Consider the following 20855-nt stretch of genomic DNA (forward strand, 5'->3'; position numbering starts at 1 on the left):
CTCCGGGAGCCAAAACCAGGCTGTTAGCCCTTCAGACCTAAACGTTCGCCCTGGTAACTGCCGTCCTGCACGGGTTTCCACCATGCCTGATTAGCCAGATACCACTGCACGGTTTTGCGCATTCCGCTTTCAAACGTTTCTTGCGGCATCCAGCCTAGTTCACGCGCAATTTTCGACGCGTCAATGGCATAACGCAAATCATGACCCGGGCGATCGTCCACAAAAGCGATCAAGTCGCGGTACTGCGCGATACCCTGCGGCTTTTGCGGTGCCAGCTCTTCCAACAGGCTGCAAACCGTTTCGACAACTTCCAGGTTTTTACGCTCGTTATGGCCACCGATATTATAGGTTTCTCCCACCGCGCCCGTTGTCGCCACACAATAGAGCGCCCTGGCGTGATCTTCTACATACAACCAATCACGGATCTGTTGCCCATTGCCGTAAACCGGCAACGGCTTCCCCGCCAATGCGTTGAGGATCATCAGCGGAATCAGTTTTTCCGGGAAATGGTACGGACCATAGTTGTTAGAACAGTTGGTTATCAGCGTTGGCAGACCGTAGGTACGCAGCCAGGCGCGAACCAGATGATCGCTGCTGGCTTTCGACGCGGAATAAGGGCTGCTCGGTGCATACGGTGTGGTTTCAGTGAAGAAATCATCCGTAGAATGCAGGTCGCCATACACCTCGTCAGTCGAGATATGGTGGAAACGAAACGCTGATTTTTTCTCGCTGGTTAAATCACTCCAGTAAGCGCGCGCCGCTTCCAACAGCGTGTAGGTTCCCACGATGTTAGTTTCGATAAAGGCGGCCGGACCATCAATTGAGCGATCGACGTGGCTTTCTGCCGCCAGATGCATCACGCAGTCCGGCTGATAGTGTTGAAACACCCTGTCGAGCGAAGCTCGATCGCAGATATCGACTTTCTCAAAGGTAAAACGAGGATTCTGTGCAACCGGCTCCAGCGACATCAGGTTTCCGGCATAGGTCAGCTTATCGACCACAATTGCCGCATCCTGAGTCTCCTGAATGATATGCCGTACAACCGCCGAGCCGATGAATCCCGCTCCACCGGTAACCAGAATTCGTTTCATTAGCGCCAGACCCCTTTGGTATCAACGATATATTGCTGGTGAACCGCATCGCCTTTAATGGCTTTAAATTCATTATGGTCGACCAGCAAGACCAGCACATCGGCGCTAGCCAGGGCATCGTCCAGCGCTGCCAGTTGGCACAGACCGTCCAGTTTTTTCGGCAGTTGATGGATGTTCGGTTCCACCACCAATGTTTCGCCTTTGTGCCAATGCGCGATGCTTTGCGCAATTCCCATCGCCGGGCTTTCACGTAAGTCATCAATATTCGGTTTAAATGCCAGACCAAAACAGGCAATGTTCACTTCGCTGGCCCGTTTATTGGTATCCGCCAGACAGTCGGCCACGGCAGCTTTTACCTGATCAACCACCCAATGAGGTTTACCGTCGTTTACCTCACGCGCGGTGCGAATCAATTTCGCCTGCTGCGGGTTCTGCGCCACGATAAACCACGGATCAACCGCGATACAGTGCCCGCCAACCCCCGGACCCGGTTGTAAAATATTCACGCGCGGATGGCGATTTGCCAGTCGAATCAGTTCCCAGACGTTGATCCCCTGATCGGCGCAAATCAGCGACAGCTCATTGGCGAAGGCGATATTGACGTCGCGGAAGCTATTTTCAGTCAGTTTGCACATTTCCGCCGTACGGGCGTTGGTCACGACACATTCGCCCTCCAGGAAAATGTTGTACAGTTCGCTAGCACGCGCGGAACAGACGGAGGTCATTCCCCCAATCACGCGGTCGTTTTTAATCAGTTCAACCATCACCTGGCCCGGCAGCACGCGCTCTGGGCAATAAGCAATGTTAACGTCCGCGTGTTCACCGACTTGCTGCGGGAAACTCAGGTCAGGACGCATTTCAGCCAGCCATGTGGCCATCTGTTCAGTGGCCCCGACAGGCGACGTCGATTCAAGGATCACCAACGCGCCTTTTTTCAGCACCGGTGCAAGAGATTTAGCCGCGGCTTCCACATAAACCATATCGGGTTCGTGCTCCCCCTTAAACGGAGTAGGCACAGCAATCAGATAGGCATCCGCATCTACAGGGGTTGTGGTCGCACGCAGAAATCCATTTTCGACCGCCGTTTTCACCACGGCGCCCAAATCTGGCTCAACGATATGAATTTCACCGCGATTAATGGTATCCACCGCGTGTTGATTTACATCTACGCCAATCACATGCTTTTGACGGGAAGCAAAGGCAGCCGCCGTCGGCAGTCCGATATAACCCAGCCCAATGACAGAAATGGTCGTAAAACTCATAGCGATATCCGATTATTTTTTAACGCGTGTAAAATGCGGCCACATGCCTGCCCGTCACCATACGGATTATGGGCGCGGCTCATGGTCTGATATTCATTGTCGTCATGCAGCAAACGCGTGACTTCTTCGACAATACGCTGCGGGTCGGTCCCTACCAGACGTACTGTGCCTGCAGTAATCGCTTCCGGACGTTCCGTCGTTTCGCGCATCACCAGTACCGGTTTCCCCAGAGATGGGGCTTCTTCCTGAATCCCGCCAGAGTCGGTAAGGATCAGCCAGGCGTGATTCATCAGCCAGACAAACGGCATGTAATCCTGCGGTTCAATCAGGATGACGTTTTCAACGTGACCCAGAATGCGATTAACCGGTTCGCTGACGTTAGGATTCAGGTGCACCGGATAGACAATCTGTACGTTCTGATTGGCCGCGGCAATTTCCGCCAGCGCATGACAAATGTGTTCAAAACCACGACCGAAGCTTTCCCGACGATGACCGGTCACCAGTATCATCTTTTTATCCGAGCTCAGGAATGGGTAATGCTCTGCCAGTTCAGCTCGTAATGCATCACTCGCCAGAACGCGATCGCGTACCCAGATCAACGCATCAATAACCGTATTACCTGTAACGAAGATACGGCTATCAGAAATGTTTTCCCGTAACAGGTTTTGGCGCGAGTTTTCTGTTGGTGCAAAATGATACATCGCCAGATGCCCGGTCAGCGTACGGTTCGCCTCTTCCGGCCAGGGAGAGTAGAGATCGCCTGTACGTAAGCCTGCCTCCACATGCCCTACCGGGATGCGCTGATAGAACGCGGCCAGGCTAGTAGCAATGGTGGTTGTGGTATCGCCGTGAACTAACACAACGTCAGGTTTAAAATCAGCCAGAATTGGCTTTAATCCTTCCAGTATTCGGCAGGTAATTTCTGTTAGTCCCTGACCTGGCTGCATAATATTGAGATCGTAGTCAGGTACAATGGAAAAGAGGTTCAACACCTGATCGAGCATCTCCCGATGCTGCGCCGTGACGCAAACTTTTGCCTCAAAATCAGGATCTTTTGCCAGCGCATGAACCAGAGGTGCCATTTTTATGGCCTCCGGTCGCGTGCCAAATACAGTCAGTACTTTCACATCGATTCTCTTCGGATTGGCAGTGAGGGCCCAGCCCCTCACTGCAACGATATTGCTAAATCGTGCGGCGACGGGTTAACGCGACACCAGCACCGATCAGAGCCCCAACGATGCCCCACATAATCATCAGGAAGGCACGACGAGGGCTGTCACGTTTTACCGGTTCCTCCGGCGTACGCAAATAACGATAGGTCTGAAAACGCGGATCCAGAGTTGGCCCAACGTTCAGTGTGTTAAGCATGGCTCGGTTTTGGAAGTAGTCCAGATCGAAATCGGGACCAACAGATTGCAGGTTTTCGAGTCGCGCCTGCAGCATAGGACGTCCAAGCAAAAACAGTTCAGAATCGGGTAGCTCTTCAGCCGGAACGTCAGTGGAAGTACGCGAAATATTATGCTGTTCAGCAATTTTGAGAGCCTGCTCAATGTTGTGAACTCGGCGAGAGAAAATCGATTTCGCCACTTCTTCCTGGCGTTTAACCTGCGCCTTCATCTGCACAGTGCGCGCAGCCCAGGCTCCCTTTAACTCGTCGTTCAGATGACGCGCCGCACGCTGGCTGGCAAACGCGACGTACTGACGCAACAGATTGTTGGCATCAGGTGCCGTTTCGGCAATCAGCTTCACGCTGTCATTGGTATTACGAACCGCATCGCCGGGCATAAACTGAATGTTATTAATCAGTTCATCCAGCATCGCCGCATCGGCTTTACTGTTCCCCACCATACGTTGCTTGTAGTAATCAGTCTGCTGCCAGAATTCACGGCGCGTATCCCATGAGGCAAGCTGCATGATAAATTCTTTATAGGCCTCATCCATCACTGACGGCTGATCCGCAGATGCGAGACTGGCCTTGATGTCCAGGTTACGTAAGAACTGCTGCTGAGAGTAATAGCCGCCCAACATATTAACCGTTGGCCTGTCTGAAATCGCCGTCGCGCTCCACTCCTGACGAGCAAAAAACGTATAGGCGAGAGCGACTAACGCGAAGGCGAGAGCCATACCGACGATCCACACCTTCCCTGTCCACAAAGTACGAAACAACCCACGGATGTCCAGTTCATTTTCAGCGCTCATGGCATGTTCCCCCGGTAATGGTTGTGTCATCGTACCCTCAATTTATTTGGTTAAGTTTGGTTTACTGTCACGGTTTCTACGCAACTTGCGCTTCCAGCGTTTGATAAATCTCGCTACCTTCCAGGCACGTTTAATACAATAGTCATACAAGACAAATGCCAGTAAAAAGAGCACCAGCATCACCCATTCCGGAACGACCCGAGAATATTCAGCCAACACGCCGATAGAAGCCAGGATCGCAGCAGCCAGCGTAATCAGGACAAAAGCCTGTCGGGAAGTAAACCCGGCGCGCATAATTAAATGGTGAATATGTTGGCGGTCCGGGGAGAAAGGGCTCATACCTTTACGTAAACGACGATACATGATCGCAACCATATCCATTAACGGAATGGCAATAATCCACAGTGCGGTGACCGGGCTAATAGGATGCGTTTTACCTTGAGTGGTCTCCAGCAGGATCCAGATGACCGTAAAGCCAATCAGCGTACTCCCCGCATCACCCATAAAGACCTTATAGCGACGTCCGAGAATACCCAGGTTCAGCATGATGTAAGGCAGAATGGCGGCGATCATGGCAAAACACCAGATAGCCAGGCTTGTCTGGCCGTCAAACCACAAGATAAGCCCCATTGCGGCGAATGATACGCTGGATAGCCCGCCTAACAGACCATCAATCCCATCCACCATGTTAAAGGCGTTAATTGCAGCCCAAACGGCGAAAAGGGTAAGGAAATAGCCAAAAGGACCGAGCACCATTTCCCAAGGGCCAAAAATGAACCCAAGGCTCAACAGATAGAGCTTACCTACCGCCATCATAATGATGCCGATGATAGCCTGGATGGTCGCACGGATTTTTACACTGATATCAAAGCGGTCGTCCAGCGCACCGATAAACACCAGTACACCGGCACAAGCCAGGTAGAGAGTTGCATGCGGGATATAATAATCGGCGATGAGGAACGTAAAGCAAATGCCTGCGTAAACCGAAATCCCCCCAACCAACGGAATCAGTCCCTGATGACGTTTGCGGAAGTTGGGTTTATCCACCAATCCTATCTTTTTCGCAACCTTACGGGCAAAGAAAAGAAACAGCGTTGTGAATAAAAAAATACTGATGAGATCAGTACTTGCTGTCAGTAAATTCACTATACATACTCTCAAAGAATATCAATATATGAAGTATAACCATCCAGGCGATTATTCAGAAGAGAAACCCGATTCCATATCAGGTGGTTCTGTATGATTATTAACCACAAAATACGAATTACAACCCTTCGTCGCCAGGCGGTATGTCATACCGGATTATTATTGTGTCGTTAAGATTACATCCACAAAAGCAAAACGCCACGTAAAAACGTGGCGTTTTCAGATGATGCCCGAATCAGGAACGCTTCATCATATCGAAGAAGTCGTCATTGGTCTTGGTCATCGCCAGTTTGTTAATGAGGAATTCCATTGCGTCGATTTCACCCATCGGATGGATGATTTTGCGCAGGATCCACATTTTCTGCAGCTCTTCCTGGGTGGTGAGCAGCTCTTCTTTACGAGTACCGGAACGGTTGTAGTCGATAGCCGGGAAGACGCGTTTTTCAGCAATCTTACGAGAGAGATGCAGTTCCATGTTGCCGGTACCTTTAAACTCTTCGTAGATAACTTCATCCATTTTAGAGCCGGTATCAATCAGCGCAGTCGCGATGATGGTCAGGCTACCGCCCTCTTCCACGTTACGTGCAGCACCAAAGAAACGCTTCGGACGATGCAGGGCGTTGGCGTCTACACCACCGGTCAGTACTTTACCGGAAGCCGGAACCACGGTGTTATATGCACGCGCCAGACGGGTGATGGAGTCAAGCAGAATGATAACGTCTTTCTTGTGTTCAACCAGACGTTTCGCCTTCTCGATAACCATTTCCGCAACCTGAACGTGGCGGGAGGCAGGTTCGTCAAAGGTAGAGGCAACCACTTCACCTTTCACCAGACGCTGCATCTCGGTAACTTCTTCCGGACGTTCGTCAATCAGCAGCACCATCAGCACGCAGTCAGGATGATTGTATGCAATGCTCTGCGCGATGTTCTGCAGCAGCATGGTTTTACCCGCTTTCGGCGGAGCAACAATCAGACCACGTTGGCCACGACCGATCGGCGATGCCAGATCCAGTACACGCGCCGTTAAGTCTTCAGTAGAACCGTTACCACGTTCCATACGCAGACGAGAGTTTGCGTGCAGAGGCGTTAAGTTCTCAAAGAGGATTTTGTTACGGGCGTTTTCTGGTTTGTCGTAGTTAACTTCGTTAACTTTCAACAGCGCAAAGTAGCGTTCACCTTCTTTCGGCGGGCGAATCTTACCAGAAATGGTATCACCAGTGCGGAGGTTGAAACGGCGGATTTGGCTGGGAGAAACGTAGATGTCATCAGGACCGGCGAGGTAGGAGCTGTCTGCAGAGCGGAGGAAACCAAATCCATCCTGCAATATCTCCAGCACACCGTCACCAAAGATATCTTCGCCACTCTTTGCGTGCTGCTTCAGGATGGCAAAAATAATGTCCTGCTTGCGCATACGAGCCAGGTTTTCAAGGCCCATATTTTCGCCGAGAGTGATCAGCTCAGAAACCGGCGTATTCTTTAATTCGGTAAGATTCATAATGGTGTGAGTTCTTAAACTTGGGGTAAATCTCGAACTTAATGTTGTGAATGGTATGGCAGGGTCATCCATGCCTGTTTACGGCCATCAACTCATGTCTGTTCGCTGTCTGGTCACAGGAAAGTACGCAGAACTGAAACGACAAGACGGATTGAGTGACAAGCCAGGAATCTGTCCACTCCTCGCGCGAGAAACAACGGGAAGTATTGGATATAACTAGATTCAAACTTAATAAGGTATGTTTAATACGAAGTCAACACTAACTTAGCACGACTCAAGTCGGGCGTCCAGTCATCCGAATCATTTCGAAGTAGGGTCGCCCGATCATGAGACTTCCTTACGCTAAATTAGCGTCGAGGAATTCTTTCAACTGACCTTTGGACAGCGCGCCGACTTTCGTCGCCGCAACTTCGCCGTTTTTAAACAGCAGCAGGGTCGGGATGCCACGGATACCATACTTCGGCGCGGTGCCTGGGTTTTGGTCAATGTTCAGTTTAGCAACCGTCAGTTTGCCCTGATATTCGTCAGCGATTTCATCCAGAATCGGAGCGATCATTTTGCACGGACCGCACCACTCTGCCCAGAAATCAACGAGGATTGCTCCGTCCGCTTTGAGTACATCCGTGTCAAAACTGTCGTCAGTCAGGTGAATAATTTTATCGCTCATAATAACTCCACAGGAATAAGCCTGGTGCATTGGTGTAGCATTAATCAACGACGTGTTGATGTAGCATTAACCAACTAAAGGTTGACTTTATTTCACCGGATACGCTTTCGTAAAGCAATAGTAAGCTGATATTCTACCACACTATGAGCAAAACACATTTAACAGAACAGAAGTTTTCCGACTTCGCCCTGCACCCAAAGGTGATAGAAGCCCTTGAAAATAAAGGCTTTCATAACTGTACGCCCATTCAGGCCCTCGCGCTGCCGCTAACGCTGGCTGGTCGTGATGTTGCCGGGCAGGCGCAAACCGGTACCGGAAAAACGATGGCGTTCCTGACGTCAACGTTTCATTATCTTCTCTCTCATCCCGCGATTGCCGATCGCAAGGTGAACCAACCGCGTGCGTTAATTATGGCGCCAACGCGTGAGTTAGCCGTGCAGATCCACGCAGATGCCGAGCCGCTGGCACAGACCACTGGTCTGAAATTAGGCCTGGCGTATGGCGGCGACGGTTACGATAAACAGCTGAAAGTGCTGGAAAGCGGCGTCGATATTCTTATCGGCACGACCGGTCGTCTCATCGACTATGCAAAACAGAACCACATTAATCTGGGCGCGATTCAGGTCGTGGTGCTGGATGAAGCCGATCGTATGTACGATCTGGGCTTTATTAAAGATATCCGTTGGCTGTTCCGTCGTATGCCGCCAACCACCCAACGTCTGAACATGCTGTTTTCTGCAACCCTCTCATACCGCGTTCGCGAACTGGCGTTCGAACAGATGAATAACGCTGAGTACGTTGAAGTCGAACCGGAACAGAAAACTGGCCACCGCATTAAAGAAGAGCTCTTCTACCCTTCCAACGAAGAGAAAATGCGTTTGCTGCAAACGCTGATTGAAGAAGAGTGGCCAGATCGCGCCATTGTTTTTGCTAACACCAAGCATCGTTGTGAAGATATCTGGGGCAGCCTTGCTGCGGACGGTCATCGCGTCGGTCTGCTGACCGGTGACGTAGCACAGAAAAAACGTCTGCGTATTCTTGATGAGTTCACCCGTGGCGATCTCGACATTCTCGTTGCGACGGATGTCGCTGCGCGTGGCCTGCATATTCCAGCCGTAACGCACGTATTTAACTATGACCTGCCGGATGACTGTGAAGATTACGTTCACCGAATCGGTCGTACCGGACGTGCTGGCGCAAGCGGTCACTCTATCAGCCTGGCCTGTGAAGAGTACGCGCTGAATTTACCCGCAATCGAGACCTATATCGGCCACTCGATTCCGGTCAGCAAATATAACCCGGATGCGCTGATGACCGATCTGCCGAAGCCGTTGCGCTTAACGCGCCCGCGTACAGGCAATGGCCCACGCCGTACCGGTGGTGCTCCTCGTAATCGTCGTCGTTCAGGTTAAGAAAAGTTATGCCATACACAAAATCATTCAGCCTGTATCAAGGCGGCAAGAAAACGAATCCCGATGAGCTTACTTTAGTAAGTGATTCGGGTGAGAGAACGCAGCCAACACAGATACAGGTTGAAGGATGAAGTGTATGAATTCTACTTCGCTGTATGCAGCAATCGATCTCGGCTCGAATAGTTTTCATATGCTGGTTGTACGCGAGGTGGCAGGAAGCATCCAGACGCTCACGCGTATCAAACGCAAAGTGCGTCTGGCCGCTGGACTCAACGGTGACAACGAGCTCTCTGTTGAAGCGATGGAGCGCGGCTGGCAATGTTTGCGCCTGTTTGCTGAACGTCTGCAGGATATTCCGCATCCACAAATCCGGGTGGTCGCCACGGCAACATTACGCATCGCCGTAAATGCCGATGTGTTTATTGCCAAAGCGCAAGAGATCCTTGGCTGCCCTGTCCAGGTGATTAGCGGTGAAGAAGAAGCGCGACTGATTTATCAAGGTGTAGCCCATACAACCGGCGGTGCCGATCAGCGTCTGGTTGTGGATATTGGTGGCGCCAGCACTGAATTAGTCACCGGTTCCGGCGCACAAACCACCTCTCTGTTCAGCCTGTCGATGGGCTGCGTCACCTGGCTCGAACGCTATTTTACCGATCGTAATCTGGCACAGGAAAACTTTGACGAGGCAGAGAAGGCCGCACGTGAAGTTCTGCGCCCGGTCGCCGACAAACTGCGTTTTCATGGCTGGAAAGTTTGCGTTGGTGCCTCTGGTACTGTCCAGGCGTTGCAGGAAATCATGATGGCGCAGGGTATGGATGAGCGTATTACGTTGGCCAAACTGCAGCAGCTTAAGCAGCGCGCCATTCACTGCGGTCGTCTGGAAGAGCTGGAAATCGAAGGGTTAACGCTGGAACGTGCGCTGGTTTTCCCCAGCGGGCTGGCCATTCTGATTGCTATTTTCACCGAACTGAACATTCAATGCATGACCCTGGCCGGCGGCGCATTACGTGAAGGTCTGGTCTACGGTATGCTGCACCTGGCGGTGGATCAGGATATTCGTAGCCGCACATTACGCAATATCCAGCGTCGCTTTATGGTCGATACAGAGCAAGCACATCGTGTTGCTAATTTAGCGACTAAATTTCTCGATCAGGTAGAAAAAAAGTGGCATCTTGAACCGATTAGCCGCGAACTACTGATTAGTGCCTGTCAGCTGCATGAAATTGGCCTGAGCGTTGATTTTAAACAGGCACCACAGCATGCCGCTTATCTGGTGCGCAATCTCGATCTCCCGGGTTTTACCCCTGCGCAAAAGAAACTGCTAGCAACGCTGTTACTCAATCAGACTAATCCCGTCGATCTCTCTTCGCTCCACCAGCAAAACGCAGTGCCACCGCGCATCGCGGAGCATCTTTGCCGTTTGCTACGTTTGGCGATCATCTTCGCCAGCCGTCGCCGTGACGATCTTGTGCCGGAAATTCAAATGGATGCAAGAAACGAGCACCTGACGGTCACGCTACCAGAAGGCTGGCTGGAACATCATCCGCTGGGTAAAGAGTTAATCGATCAGGAAAGTCAGTGGCAAAGCTATGTCCACTGGCCACTGGACGTTCATTAGATGTTGGTTGCCGGATAGCGTTTACACGTATCCGGCCAACAAAATACCTACTTCGCTTTGGCTTTCGCCATCATTGCCCGAATATTAGCGATGCTGGCCTGCCCTTTTTGCATCCGCTCCTCAGCGCTCACCACTTTACGCTCTTGTTCCCAGATAACGTCATCCTGTGGCAGCTCCAGCAGGAAACGACTCGGTTCCGGACGCACCAGCTCACCGTACTGACGACGCTCTTTACACAGCGTGAAGATGAGTTCTTTCTGTGCACGCGTAATCCCTACGTAAGCCAGACGACGTTCTTCGTCGATATTGTCTTCATCGATACTGCTCTGGTGCGGCAAAAATCCTTCTTCCATTCCCACCATAAACACGTACGGGAACTCCAGCCCTTTTGAGGCATGCAGCGTCATCAACTGCACCTGATCCAGCTCTTCTTCACTCTCTCCACGCTCCATCATGTCGCGCAGAGTAAAGCGGGTAACGACCTGGGTCAGGGTCATCGGCTCTTCCAGCTCACTGCCTTCCAGCATCTCCGTCATCCAGCTGAACAGCGTATTGACGTTTTTCATACGCATTTCAGCCGCTTTCTGGCTCGGCGAGGTTTCATACAGCCAGGATTCGTAATCAATACCGTGGATCAGATCGCGCACGGCGGCAACCGGTTCGCGCTCCGCCAGGCGCTGAATTTCACCCAGCCAGTGCGTAAAGCGGGTCAGAGAGTCATACCCGCGCCCGGTCAGTATCTGGCTAAGCCCCATATCAAAGCTGGCGGTAAACAGGCTTTTATTACGCGTCATCGCCCATTCACCCAACTTTTGCAGCGTGGCTGGACCGATTTCACGCTTTGGCGTGTTTACGATGCGCAAAAATGCGCTGTCGTCATCCGGGTTGCTCAGCACGCGCAGGTAGGCCAGCAGATCTTTAATCTCCGGACGCGAGAAGAACGACGTTCCGCCGGAAATTTTGTACGGGATACGGTTCTGCATCAGAAACTTTTCGAACACGCGCGACTGATGGTTGCCGCGATAAAGGATGGCGTAGTCTTTATATTGCGTCTTGTTCACAAAGTGATGGGCAATTAATTCACCGGTCACACGTTCGGCTTCATGCTCTTCATTATTTGCGCTCAGCACCTTCAGCTCAGCGCCGTAACCCAACTCGGAAAAGAGCCGCTTTTCAAAGACGTGTGGATTGTTCGCAATGAGGATGTTCGCCGCCTTAAGAATGCGACCTGATGAACGGTAGTTTTGCTCCAGCTTCACCACCTGTAAAGCCGGAAAATCTTTGCTCAACAGTACCAGGTTCTGCGGACGGGCGCCGCGCCAGGAGTAGATCGACTGATCGTCATCGCCCACGACGGTAAAGCGCGCACGTTTCCCTACCAGCAACTTCACCAGCTCGTACTGGCTGGTGTTGGTATCCTGATATTCATCCACCAGCAGGTAGCGGATTCTGTTTTGCCAGCGCTCACGTACTTCTTCATTGCGCTGTAGCAGCAGCGTGGGAAGCAGGATCAGATCGTCAAAATCGAGGACGTTACACGCCTTCATATGCGCGTCATACAGACCATAGCAGTGGGCAAAAATACGATCGCGCTCGCCCTTTGCGCTGGCTGCCGCCTGCGCCGGAGTCATCAGATCGTTTTTCCAGTTGGAGATCGCCGAGATCAGCTGCTGGAGAAAAAGCTTATCGTCTTCGATTAGCCCTTCGGTCAGTTCCTTAAGCAAGGCCACCTGGTCAGTATCGTCAAACAACGAGAAGTTAGACTTCATCCCCAGCGCCGCGTATTCACGCTTAATGATATCCAGTCCCAGGGTGTGGAAGGTGGAGATCATCAACCCACGCGCCTCTTTACGACCCAGCGTTTGCGCCACGCGCTCTTTCATCTCGCGCGCAGCCTTATTGGTAAAGGTCACTGCCGCAATATGTCGTGCCTGATAGCCACATTCACGGATCAGATGGGCTATTTTGTTGGTGATAACACGCGTCTTGCCGGAACCCGCTCCCGCCAGCACCAGGCAAGGTCCGGTGACGAATTCGACGGCTTGTTGTTGTCCGGGGTTCAAACGCATAAAGGGTCACTCATGAAAGTCGGGAGGGGAGAATAACAGCGTGGTAGTATAGCCAGCCTTAACCACCCCACTCAAGGCACGATCATGGCAAAAACAGCAGCAGCAGTGCATATCCTTGTTAAAGAAGAGAAACTGGCACTGGATCTTCTGGAACAGATTAAAAACGGCGCCGACTTCGGCAAACTGGCGAAGAAACACTCCATCTGCCCATCAGGCAAACGCGGCGGTGATTTAGGCGAATTCCGCCAGGGCCAGATGGTTCCGGCGTTCGATAAAGTGGTCTTTTCCTGCCCTGTGCTGGAGCCAACCGGCCCGCTGCACACTCAGTTCGGTTACCACATCATTAAAGTGCTGTACCGTAACTAATAGAAAGCCCGGTGTTTAAACACCGGGCTTTTTTTGCCGGATAGCGCTTCGCTTATCCGGCCTACGAAGCGCTGTTGATATGCCATTCCTCTATGAGGAATTATCCTGCGACCGCAATGCGCTTCATATCGGTCATGTAGCCACGCAGTTTCTGGCCCACTTTCTCGATAGCATGGCCGCGAATCGCATCGTTCACGTCACGCAGTTGCGCGTTGTCTACCGCGCCTTCAGCAATCGCTTTGCCCAGGTCGCCGGTCTGCAGGGTGGTCATGAACTCTTTCAGCAGCGGTACGCAAGCGTAAGAGAACAGGTAGTTGCCGTATTCTGCGGTATCAGAGATAACCACGTTCATTTCGTACAGACGCTTACGGGCAATAGTGTTGGCGATCAGCGGCAGTTCGTGCAGTGATTCGTAGTAAGCAGATTCTTCGATGATGCCGGAATCCACCATGGTTTCGAACGCCAGCTCAACGCCCGCTTTCACCATCGCAATCATCAGAACGCCTTTATCAAAGTATTCCTGCTCGCCGATTTTACCGTCGAACTGGGCAGCGGTTTCGAACGCGGTTTTGCCGGTCTCTTCACGCCAGGTCAGCAGTTTCTTATCGTCGTTGGCCCAGTCAGCCATCATGCCGGAAGAGAATTCACCGGAGATGATGTCGTCCATGTGTTTCTGGAACAGCGGCGCCATGATCTCTTTCAGCTGTTCGGACAGCGCGTAAGCACGCAGTTTCGCCGGGTTAGACAGACGGTCCATCATCAGAGTGATGCCGCCCTGCTTCAGCGCTTCGGTGATGGTTTCCCAGCCGAACTGAATCAGTTTTTCAGCATATGCCGGGTCAGTACCCTCTTCCACCAGCTTATCGAAGCACAGCAGAGAACCGGCCTGCAGCATACCGCACAGGATAGTCTGCTCACCCATCAGGTCAGATTTCACTTCCGCAACGAAGGAGGACTCCAGCACACCCGCACGGTGACCGCCAGTAGCCGCAGCCCAGGCTTTAGCGATCGCCATGCCTTCGCCTTTCGGATCGTTTTCCGGGTGAACGGCGATCAGGGTCGGTACGCCGAAACCACGTTTGTACTCTTCACGCACTTCTGTACCCGGACATTTCGGTGCCACCATCACAACAGTGATGTCTTTACGGATCTGCTCGCCAACTTCCACGATGTTGAAGCCGTGGGAGTAACCCAGCGCTGCACCGTCTTTCATCAGCGGCTGTACAGAACGCACAACGTCGGAGTGCTGCTTGTCCGGCGTCAGGTTAACCACCAGATCAGCCTGCGGGATCAGCTCTTCGTAGGTACCCACTTTGAAGCCGTTTTCGGTCGCTTTACGCCAGGAAGCACGCTTCTCAACAATGGCTTCTTTACGCAGTGCGTAGGAAATATCCAGACCGGAGTCACGCATGTTCAGGCCCTGGTTCAGACCCTGGGCGCCACAGCCGACGATGACCACTTTTTTACCCTGAAGGTAGCTCGCACCATCGGCGAATTCGTCGCGACCCATAAAGCGACATTTACCCAGCTGTGCCAGCTGCTGGCGCAGGTTCAGTGTATTAAAGTAGTTAGCCATGATGGTGTACTCCGTGATGTTGTGTTGTGGTGCTTATTATTCGGTTCGCAGATTTGTATTTGCGAGATTGAATCCACATTACAACAGGAAATTTATTGCGGAAATTGATATATTCACAACGTCACATTGCAATTTATGCAACGTAGAAAATCGGAGGCTCGTCTGTGGATTTACGCGATCTGAAAATGTTCCTGCATTTGGCTGAAAGTCGTCACTTTGGCCGCAGCGCGCGGGCAATGCACGTCAGCCCATCCACGCTTTCCCGGCAGATTCAGCGCCTCGAAGAAGACCTCGGCCAGCCGCTGTTTGTGCGCGATAACCGCACGGTTACACTGACCGAAGCAGGTGAAGAGCTGCGCGTGTTTGCCCAACAGACGCTGTTGCAGTACCAGCAGTTACGCCACACCCTCGATCAACAAGGGCCGTCGCTGTCAGGAGAACTGCATATCTTCTGTTCGGTAACTGCCGCCTACAGCCATCTGCCGCCAATCCTTGACCGTTTCCGCGCCGAGCATCCGTCAGTGGAAATTAAGCTCACCACCGGCGACGCCGCCGATGCGATGGATAAAGTGGTCACTGGTGAAGCCGATCTAGCAATTGCCGGTAAGCCCGAAACGCTGCCTGGCGCGGTGGCGTTCTCGATGCTGGAGAATCTGACAGTTGTGTTGATCGCTCCGGCGCTGCCCTGCCCGGTGCGAAATCAGGTATCGGTCGATAAGCCGGACTGGTCGACGGTGCCGTTTATCATGGCCGATCAGGGTCCGGTACGCCGCCGTATCGAGCTGTGGTTCCGCCGTCACAAAATCAGCAACCCATCGATTTACGCCACGGTGGGTGGCCACGAAGCGATGGTCTCAATGGTGGCGCTGGGCTGCGGCGTGGCGCTGCTGCCGGAAGTGGTGCTAGAAAACAGCCCGGAGCCGGTACGTAATCGCGTGATGATTTTAGAGCGCAGTGACGAAAAAACACCGTTCGAGCTTGGCGTCTGCGCGCCGAAAAAGCGGCTGCATGAACCGCTGATCGACGCGTTTTGGAAGATTGTTCTGGAACGTAAATCCGCAGAGTAGCACCAGCGTCAGGTCTAAAATCAGTGGTAGATTCAGTATTGGCGCTCCTTTTCTGTATAATGTCGTGATCCATTGTAGTGGGGGGCTTGTTAACCATCGCGTTAAGCAGGCCAGAACAGACGGTGTCATTGCGCACTTGACAGCGAAAATACAAACTTAATTAGCCATCATTATGATAATCAAACCAAAAATTCGTGGATTCATCTGTACAACGACCCATCCGACTGGCTGCAAAGTCAACGTGGAAAAGCAGATCGAGTATGTTAAGCAGAACGGGAAAATCGAGAACGGCCCGTCTCGCGTGCTGGTGATCGGTGCTTCCACCGGTTACGGTCTGGCTTCCAGAATTTCCGCCGCCTTTGGCAGCGGTGCCGCCACTATCGGCGTATTTTTCGAAAAACCGGGCACGGATACCAAACCAGGTTCCGCAGGCTGGTATAACTCTGCAGCTTTCGACGAAGCGGCCAAGCGTGAAGGTCTGTACTCCAAAAGCATCAACGGCGATGCGTTCTCTGACGAATGCCGTGATGAAGTGATCAAACTGATCAAAGAAGACCTGGGTCAGATTGACCTGGTGGTTTACTCACTGGCTTCCCCAGTGCGTAAAATGCCGAAAACCGGTGAAATCGTCCGTTCAGCGCTGAAGCCAATCGGTGAGGTTTACACCTCTAAAGCGATCGATACCAACAAAGATCAGATCATCACCGCCAGCATTGAGCCGGCAACCGAAGAAGAAGTTCAGAACACCGTCACCGTCATGGGCGGCGAAGACTGGGAACTGTGGATGGGCGCGCTGAGCGAAGCGGGCGTGCTGGCTGATGGCGTGAAAACCGTAGCCTACTCCTACATCGGTACCGACCTGACCTGGCCAATCTACTGGCACGGCGCGCTGGGCAAAGCGAAAGAAGACCTCGATCGCGCGGCGGGAGAACTGCGTAACCAGCTGGCACCGCTGAACGGTTCCGCTAACGTTGCCGTACTGAAGTCCGTCATCACCCAGGCATCTTCTGCGATTCCGGTAATGCCGCTGTACATCTCCATGGTCTTCAAGCTGATGAAAGCGCAGGGGATTCACGAAGGTTGTATTGAGCAGATCAACCGTCTGATGACCACCAGCCTGTACGGCGATAAAGTGGCGCTTGATGACAACCAGCGTATCCGTATGGATGACTGGGAACTGCGTGACGACATTCAGCAGGCATGTCGCGATCTGTGGCCGCTGATCACTACCGAAAACCTGGCGCAAGAAACTGACTATGCAGGATACAAGCAGGAATTCCTGAATCTGTTCGGTTTTGCCCTCGACGGTGTGGATTACGATGCTGACGTGAATACCGAAGTCGAATTCGACGTTATCACGCTGTAATCTGCTGATACAGTAGCAAAAAGGGTTCATGTTTTTACATGGACCCTTTTTTAATGGCTGTCATTAACCCGCCAGGAAGAACCTGAACGCCGGGTTATGTGTTTCATCATGACAGTCATAACCCAGTTCATTCAGCCGCGTTTCGAAATCAGGCTCGTGTTCACCCAACTCAAACGCCGCCAGCACACGACCATAGTCAGTGCCGTGACTGCGATAGTGGAACAATGAAATATTCCAGTGCGTCCCCAGGGTATGCAGGAATTTGAGCAACGCCCCCGGCGACTCCGGAAATTCGAAGCTATAAAGACGTTCCTGTAAGGGTTTCGACGGACGTCCACCGACCATATAGCGCACGTGTAGCTTCGCCATCTCGTCATCGGACAGATCCACCACGCTATAGCCGCCCTCATTGAGCAGTTGCAGGATTTCCTTACGCTCTTCCAGCCCACGGCTCAGACGTACGCCGACAAAAATGCAGGCGTCTTTCGCATCAGCAAAGCGGTAGTTAAACTCGGTCACCGAGCGCCCGCCCAGCAGTTGGCAAAACTTCAGGAAGCTGCCCTTTTCTTCCGGGATGGTCACGGCCAGCAAGGCTTCGCGCTGTTCCCCCAGCTCGCAACGTTCGGAAACGTAGCGCAGGCCGTGGAAGTTAACGTTAGCGCCGGAAAGAACATGCGCCAGACGCTCACCGCGAATATTATGCTGGGCGATGTATTTTTTCATCCCCGCCAGCGCCAGCGCCCCGGAAGGCTCCGCCACCGCGCGTACATCTTCGAACAGGTCTTTCATTGCCGCGCAAATAGCATCGCTATCCACGGTAATAATATCGTCGAGGTATTCCTGGCACAGACGGAAGGTTTCATCGCCAATACGTTTGACCGCCACGCCTTCGGCAAAGAGACCCACTCGCGGCAGATCCACCGGATGACCGGCATCCAGCGCCGCTTTCAGACAGGCCGAATCTTCCGCTTCCACGGCAATCACTTTGATTTGCGGCATCAGCTGTTTAATTAGCACCGCAACACCTGCCGCCAGACCGCCGCCGCCAACTGGCACAAAGACGCGATCGAGATGCGCATCCTGCTGAAGTAACTCCAGCGCCAGCGTGCCCTGCCCGGCAATCACCATCGGATGATCGAACGGCGGCACCCAGGTAAAACCCTGCTGCTGCGACAATTCAATCGCTTTGGCTTTGGCTTCATCAAAGTTCGCGCCGTGCAGCAGCACTTCTCCGCCGAAGCCGCGAACGGCGTCGACTTTGATATCGGCGGTAGCCGTTGGCATGACAATCAGCGCCTTCACGCCTAATCGCGCAGAAGAGAAAGCGACGCCCTGAGCATGATTACCAGCCGATGCGGTAATGACGCCATGCGCTTTTTGCTCTTCGGTCAAGCCCGCCATCATGGCGTAGGCCCCGCGTAGCTTGAAGCTGTGAACGGGTTGACGGTCTTCGCGCTTCACCAGAATGACGTTGTCGAGGCGCGAAGAGAGTTTTTCCATTTTCTGTAGCGGCGTTACCTGTGCCGCTTCGTATACCGGCGCACGCAGTACCGCTCTGAGATACTCGGCGCCCTCAGGAGCGCCGGATAGAGGTTGTGAATCCGCCATGGTCATTATCCCCCGAGCTTCGACTTATCGCGCACCGCACCTTTGTCGGCACTGGTTGCCAGGCTGGCGTAGGCGCGCAGTGCAAAGGAGACCTGACGCTGACGATCTTTTGGCGTCCAGGCTTTGTCACCGCGAGCTTCCTGCGCTTCACGGCGCGCAGCGATTTCCGCATCACTCAGTTGAAGTTGAATACCACGATTCGGGATATCGATGGCAATCATGTCACCATCTTCGATAATCGCGATATTACCGCCGCTGGCCGCTTCCGGAGAAACGTGACCAATGGAAAGCCCCGAAGTACCGCCGGAGAAACGACCGTCGGTAATCAGCGCGCAAGCCTTACCGAGGCCCATCGATTTCAGGAAGGTGGTGGGGTAGAGCATTTCCTGCATGCCAGGCCCGCCTTTCGGCCCTTCGTAGCGAATGACAACCACGTCGCCAGCCACCACTTTACCGCCGAGGATGGCTTCAACCGCATCGTCCTGGCTTTCATACACTTTTGCCGGGCCGGTGAATTTCAGGATGCTGTCATCCACGCCTGCGGTTTTTACAATACAGCCGTTTTCCGCGAAGTTACCGTACAGAACTGCCAGACCGCCGTCTTTGCTGTAAGCGTGCTCCAGCGAGCGAATGCAGCCTTCAGCGCGGTCGTCATCCAGCGTATCCCAACGGCAATCCTGTGAGAATGCCTGGGTTGTACGAATGCCGGCCGGGCCAGCACGGAACATTTTTTTCACCGCGTCGTCTTTGGTCAACATCACGTCATACCGATCGAGCGTTTGCGGCAGAGTCAGCCCCAGCACGTTTTTCACGTCGCGGTTCAGCAGTCCAGCACGATCCAGTTCGCCTAAAATACCCAGTACGCCGCCTGCGCGGTGCACGTCTTCCATATGGTATTTCTGCGTGCTCGGCGCCACTTTACACAGCTGCGGGACTTTGCGGGACAGCTTGTCGATATCACTCATGGTGAAGTCGATTTCCGCTTCCTGCGCGGCCGCCAGCAGGTGCAGAACTGTATTGGTGGAGCCGCCCATGGCGATATCCAGCGTCATGGCGTTCTCAAACGCTGCCTTGCTGGCAATGTTGCGCGGCAGCGCGGAAGCATCATCCTGCTCGTAATAGCGTTTGGTCAGCTCGACGATGCGCTGGCCTGCAGTGAGGAAAAGTTCTTTACGGTCGGCGTGAGTCGCCAGCAGTGAACCGTTACCTGGCTGCGACAAGCCCAGCGCTTCGGTCAGGCAGTTCATCGAGTTAGCGGTGAACATACCGGAACAGGAGCCGCAGGTTGGGCAAGCGGAACGTTCAACCTGCTCGCTTTGTGAGTCGGAAACTTTCGGGTCAGCACCCTGAATCATCGCATCAACCAGGTCGAGCTTGATGATTTGGTCAGAGAGCTTGGTTTTCCCGGCTTCCATCGGACCGCCGGAAACAAAGATCACAGGAATATTCAGGCGCAAAGAGGCCATTAACATCCCGGGGGTAATTTTGTCGCAGTTGGAGATACAGACCATCGCATCGGCGCAGTGGGCGTTAACCATGTACTCAACGGAGTCAGCGATCAGCTCACGCGACGGCAGTGAATACAGCATGCCGCCATGGCCCATGGCGATACCATCATCCACAGCAATGGTGTTGAACTCTTTCGCCACGCCGCCTGAGGCTTCGATTTGTTCGGCAACCAGCTTACCGAGATCGCGCAGGTGGACGTGACCCGGCACAAACTGGGTAAAGGAGTTCACCACAGCGATAATCGGTTTACCGAAGTCATCATCGGTCATCCCGGTGGCGCGCCACAATGCGCGGGCACCCGCCATATTGCGGCCGTGGGTGGTGGTAGCAGAACGATACTTAGGCATGCTTGATTAACTCCCGTCTGTCTTTCCCCTGCATACTTCACGCCGCAGGTGCGTTGG

The 20855-nt window shown here is 53.0% G+C and carries 17 protein-coding genes; 5 read left to right on the plus strand and 12 right to left on the minus strand.

What is annotated here, in order from left to right:
* Window positions 1-23 precede the first annotated feature (23 nt).
* The 8 genes from rffG to trxA form a co-directional block, all read right to left on the minus strand.
* The gene (gene rffG / locus OGX97_RS03520) at window positions 24-1091 is read right to left on the minus strand and encodes a dTDP-glucose 4,6-dehydratase (protein ID WP_032945684.1); all 1068 of its coding nucleotides are present in this window, start codon (window positions 1089-1091) and stop codon (window positions 24-26) included.
* The gene (gene wecC, locus OGX97_RS03525) at window positions 1091-2353 is read right to left on the minus strand and encodes a UDP-N-acetyl-D-mannosamine dehydrogenase (RefSeq protein ID WP_235126018.1); all 1263 of its coding nucleotides are present in this window, start codon (window positions 2351-2353) and stop codon (window positions 1091-1093) included. The genes rffG and wecC overlap by 1 nt, the downstream gene beginning before the upstream one ends.
* The gene (gene wecB / locus OGX97_RS03530; RefSeq protein ID WP_032934208.1) at window positions 2350-3480 is read right to left on the minus strand and encodes a non-hydrolyzing UDP-N-acetylglucosamine 2-epimerase; all 1131 of its coding nucleotides are present in this window, start codon (window positions 3478-3480) and stop codon (window positions 2350-2352) included. The genes wecC and wecB overlap by 4 nt, the downstream gene beginning before the upstream one ends.
* A 55-nt stretch (window positions 3481-3535) precedes the next feature.
* A complete protein-coding gene (wzzE, locus tag OGX97_RS03535; RefSeq protein WP_003829003.1) occupies window positions 3536-4582 on the minus strand; it encodes an ECA polysaccharide chain length modulation protein in 1047 nt (348 codons plus the stop codon).
* 12 nt (window positions 4583-4594) lie between these two features.
* Window positions 4595-5698 (minus strand): UDP-N-acetylglucosamine--undecaprenyl-phosphate N-acetylglucosaminephosphotransferase, encoded by a 1104-nt coding sequence (gene wecA / locus OGX97_RS03540; protein WP_032945680.1) that lies wholly within the window; start codon window positions 5696-5698, stop codon window positions 4595-4597.
* Between the two features lie 235 nt (window positions 5699-5933).
* Entirely contained in the window at window positions 5934-7193 is a 1260-nt protein-coding gene (rho, locus tag OGX97_RS03545; protein WP_002437993.1) for a transcription termination factor Rho, read from the minus strand.
* Between the two features lie 87 nt (window positions 7194-7280).
* Complete coding sequence (locus OGX97_RS03550; protein ID WP_049259789.1) at window positions 7281-7400, minus strand: rho operon leader peptide; 120 nt, start codon at window positions 7398-7400, stop codon at window positions 7281-7283.
* Window positions 7401-7530: 130 nt separating this feature from the next.
* Complete coding sequence (trxA, locus tag OGX97_RS03555; protein ID WP_001280776.1) at window positions 7531-7860, minus strand: thioredoxin TrxA; 330 nt, start codon at window positions 7858-7860, stop codon at window positions 7531-7533.
* Window positions 7861-8003: 143 nt separating this feature from the next.
* On the opposite strand from trxA, the gene rhlB reads away from it, so the two are divergent.
* Together rhlB and gppA are read left to right on the plus strand one after the other, a co-directional pair.
* Window positions 8004-9272 (plus strand): ATP-dependent RNA helicase RhlB, encoded by a 1269-nt coding sequence (rhlB, locus tag OGX97_RS03560; protein ID WP_003829013.1) that lies wholly within the window; start codon window positions 8004-8006, stop codon window positions 9270-9272.
* Between the two features lie 136 nt (window positions 9273-9408).
* A complete protein-coding gene (gene gppA / locus OGX97_RS03565; RefSeq protein WP_003829016.1) occupies window positions 9409-10890 on the plus strand; it encodes a guanosine-5'-triphosphate,3'-diphosphate diphosphatase in 1482 nt (493 codons plus the stop codon).
* Between the two features lie 47 nt (window positions 10891-10937).
* Here the strand turns inward: gppA and rep are convergent, their stop codons facing one another.
* Window positions 10938-12959, minus strand: a complete 2022-nt coding sequence (gene rep / locus OGX97_RS03570; protein ID WP_279851060.1) for a DNA helicase Rep — start codon at window positions 12957-12959, stop codon at window positions 10938-10940.
* Window positions 12960-13043: 84 nt separating this feature from the next.
* On the opposite strand from rep, the gene ppiC reads away from it, so the two are divergent.
* Complete coding sequence (ppiC, locus tag OGX97_RS03575) at window positions 13044-13325, plus strand: peptidylprolyl isomerase PpiC (protein ID WP_003017999.1); 282 nt, start codon at window positions 13044-13046, stop codon at window positions 13323-13325.
* Window positions 13326-13425: 100 nt separating this feature from the next.
* Here the strand turns inward: ppiC and ilvC are convergent, their stop codons facing one another.
* The gene (gene ilvC, locus OGX97_RS03580) at window positions 13426-14901 is read right to left on the minus strand and encodes a ketol-acid reductoisomerase (RefSeq protein ID WP_235126028.1); all 1476 of its coding nucleotides are present in this window, start codon (window positions 14899-14901) and stop codon (window positions 13426-13428) included.
* Window positions 14902-15065: 164 nt separating this feature from the next.
* Here ilvC and ilvY point away from each other — a divergent pair, with 164 nt between their 5' ends.
* A complete protein-coding gene (gene ilvY / locus OGX97_RS03585; RefSeq protein WP_003829023.1) occupies window positions 15066-15968 on the plus strand; it encodes an HTH-type transcriptional activator IlvY in 903 nt (300 codons plus the stop codon).
* A 172-nt stretch (window positions 15969-16140) separates the two neighbouring features.
* Complete coding sequence (fabV, locus tag OGX97_RS03590) at window positions 16141-17334, plus strand: enoyl-ACP reductase FabV (RefSeq protein ID WP_008787067.1); 1194 nt, start codon at window positions 16141-16143, stop codon at window positions 17332-17334.
* Window positions 17335-17397: 63 nt separating this feature from the next.
* On the opposite strand, the gene ilvA is transcribed toward fabV, so the two are convergent.
* Window positions 17398-18942: a threonine ammonia-lyase, biosynthetic gene (gene ilvA, locus OGX97_RS03595; RefSeq protein WP_003018007.1), complete on the minus strand. Its 1545-nt coding sequence runs from the start codon at window positions 18940-18942 to the stop codon at window positions 17398-17400.
* Between the two features lie 5 nt (window positions 18943-18947).
* On the minus strand, window positions 18948-20798 hold the full coding sequence (gene ilvD / locus OGX97_RS03600) for a dihydroxy-acid dehydratase (RefSeq protein ID WP_008787065.1): 1851 nt from the start codon (window positions 20796-20798) through the stop codon (window positions 18948-18950).
* Window positions 20799-20855: the final 57 nt, after the last annotated feature.

The sequence above is a fragment of the Citrobacter sp. Cpo061 genome (genome assembly GCF_030332845.1).
GTDB lineage: Bacteria > Pseudomonadota > Gammaproteobacteria > Enterobacterales > Enterobacteriaceae > Citrobacter > Citrobacter portucalensis.